This is a genomic window from Clostridium sp. (assembly GCF_051654825.1).
In the GTDB taxonomy this organism is placed as follows: domain Bacteria; phylum Bacillota; class Clostridia; order Clostridiales; family Clostridiaceae; genus Clostridium.
The window spans coordinates 1-3,137 of sequence record NZ_JBOFYU010000268.1 but is presented as its reverse complement, the minus strand read 5'-3'; the positions used below and the strand labels follow the sequence as shown (position 1 = coordinate 3,137).

Here is a 3,137-nt window from a genome sequence, read left to right as displayed (position 1 = left end):
CTTTTTTATGTGTGCCCAGCATGGGCAACAACTTGACGGTGAAAGTCCGTTGCAGGCTTGATAGTGGGAACTGCTAGCTAAGGGCAAGGGTGTCCATCGTGAGGTGGAATCTGAAGGAAGCCTACGGCAAAATCTTGGTCTGAGGAACACGAACTACATATGAGGCTATCGAGAAATGGACGAGTTTGCATAACAAAACAAAGTCCAACACTATCTAAGTTTCCGATAGTAAATGTAGCAGATATATGAGATGAAGGTTGTTGTTCTTACCTGGGGAGGTCTGATAGATACATCATTAATAAAGGATGTACTTCCTAGATGATAAGCTACATAGTGATATGTAGTTGAACTATCAGAAGTCAGCAGACGTCATAGTACTATTTATGTGCGCAATAAATAGGAAGGACTGAACATTAAGGAGGTTTTCGACTTTGGATAAATTGAAGAACGTGAATAAAGTGCAGACAACTGAATATTCAGGCTACCATGTAGAAGTAGAGTTGGAAACTCAAGGTAAACAAGGAGTGCATAGCGTAGCTTCGGTAACTCCGGAGGTAGTAATAGAGAACCGTGCAATAATATCTACTAATAACTTACTAGATGATATATTAGCAAGAGATAACATGTATCTTGCTATGCAAAGAGTAATTAGAAATAAAGGTAGTCATGGTGTTGATGGCATAAAGACTGATGAACTTCAAGACTATGCCAAAGAGCATTGGGCTACAATTAAATCTAAATTATTAGATGGAACATATAAACCTTCTCCAGTGAGAAGGGTAGAAATACCTAAAGATAATAAAGGTGTTAGGTTACTTGGAATTCCAACAGTAGTAGATAGAATGATACAACAAGCAATCGCACAAGCATTAACAATTGTATATGAACCTATTTTTTCTAATAGTAGTTATGGATTTAGACCAGGGCGAAGCCAACATAAAGCAATAAAACAATCCTTGGAATATATAAATCAAGGTCATAAATGGGTGGTAGACATGGACTTAGAGAAATTCTTTGATAAAGTAAACCATGATATTTTAATTGATAGACTATCAAGAAGAATAGAAGATAAAAGAGTACTAGACCTAATAAGAAAATATCTTAAAAGTGGAATAATGCTAAATGGAATTATTGTATCAAATGAACAAGGCACTCCACAAGGAGGACCATTAAGTCCAATTTTATCAAATATAATGCTTGATGAAGTTGATAAAGAATTAGAAAGAAGAGGTCATAAATTTTGTAGATTCGCAGATGACTGTAATATATATGTTAAAAGTAGAAAAGCAGGACAAAGAGTTTTAGATAGTATTAAGAAAATAATTGAAGTAGATTTAAAACTTAAAATTAATGAAGATAAGAGTGCAGTTGACTTAGTGAGTCGTAGAAAGTTTCTAGGATTCTCATTCTATTTTTCAAAGGGCGACGCCCAAATACGAATACATGAAAATTCATACAATAAACTTAAAGCTAAAGTAAAAGAAATTACTAATAGAAATAAAGGAATAAGTATGGAATTAAGATTGTTAAAGCTTAACCAAATAATAGTTGGTTGGATTAATTACTTTGGAATAGCAAAAGCTAAAGGTCATATCCAAAAAATAGAAGGATGGATTAGGCGAAGACTTCGAACATGTATATGGAAACAATGGAAATTACCAAGGACAAGATGTAAGAATCTAGTTAAACTTGGAATGGATAAATATAAGGCATATCAATATTCAAATACAAGAAAAGGCTACTGGAGAATATCTAGTAGCCCAATCCTATCTAAAACACTTACAAATAAATACCTAGAAGAAATAGGTTATATTAGTATTTCCAAGAGATATTTAAAAGTGCATGGAGCTTAATGAACCGCCGTGTACCGAACGGTACGCACGGTGGTGTGAGAGGACGCTAAATAAAATAATTATTTAGCTCCTACTCGATTATATAAAAATATAGATAATAAATATTTGTTAGAAATTTATGTAAGTTAAATATATTATTAAAGTAGAACTTAAGAATTAAAAAATAAATTATATTTTTTATGAATTGAAAGATGAATAATATTAATATATAGGATAAAAATAATGATAAAAGATATATCAAATAGGAGAAATGTATATGAGACGTCCAAAATTAGTAGTCAGTAAATGTTTAGGATTTGAAAATTGTAGATATAATGGTCAAGGTTCAAGTAGTAAATTGATTGATTTATTAGGTGAACATGTGGATTTTTATACAGTATGTCCTGAAGTTGAAATAGGATTATCAACTCCTAGAGAAGCGATTAGAGTAGTTGATTATGAAGGTAGTAATAGATTGATACAACCTAAGAATAATATAGATTTTACTAATAACATGAGAGAGTTTTCTAAGAAATATATAAGCACATTAGATGATATAGACGGTTTTATATTAAAAAGCAAGTCTCCATCATGTGGAATTAAGGATGTTAAAATTTATCATAAGAGTGGACAAGGTAGTTTAACATCTGGAGGAAATGGATTGTTTGCTCAAGAAATTGTTGACAATAAGGGTCATTTACCTATAGAAAATGAAGGAAGATTAAAAAATTACTCTATAAGAGATGAGTTTTTAACTAAAATATTTATAATAAATGATTTTAAAAATAATTTTGATAATATAAAAGAGTTTCATACTAAGCATGAATTAATGATAAAAAGTTATGGAATTAATAATTATCATAAGCTTAATGAATTATGTGATTTAGCAAATAAATCAAAAGATTATATGAATAATTATTCTAATATATTATATGATACTTTAAAAATTAATAGAAACTATAAAAAAAATATACAAGTAATTATAGATATATATACTAAATATGAGAAATATTTATCTATGAAGGAGAAAGAAATATTTGTGGATAATATTATGAAATATAGTAAGGGAAAATTACCACTTAGTAGCGTATTAACTAATATAAAAGTTTACGCAGCTAGATTTGACGATGAATTAATATTAAAACAAAGTATATTTAATCCATATCCTGAGAATTTAATTGATATAAGTGACTCAGGAAAAGGTAGAAGTATATAAAGTAAATAGAGATACCTAAATTAAAAAGGTATCTCTATTTTTAGTATTATTGAAAAAGAAAATATAGTGGTATATAATTTGAATATATG

At 29.5% G+C, this 3,137-nt stretch carries 2 protein-coding genes; both read left to right on the top strand.

Annotated elements, in window-relative coordinates; all coding sequences use genetic code 11:
- Positions 1-431: 431 nt before the first annotated feature.
- Entirely contained in the window at positions 432-1,853 is a 1,422-nt protein-coding gene (ltrA, locus tag ACRDBA_RS16495; protein ID WP_438574026.1) for a group II intron reverse transcriptase/maturase, read from the top strand.
- Positions 1,854-2,109: 256 nt separating this feature from the next.
- Positions 2,110-3,048: a YbgA family protein gene (locus ACRDBA_RS16490; protein ID WP_438574025.1), complete on the top strand. Its 939-nt coding sequence runs from the start codon at positions 2,110-2,112 to the stop codon at positions 3,046-3,048.
- The last annotated feature ends 89 nt before the right edge of the window (positions 3,049-3,137 follow it).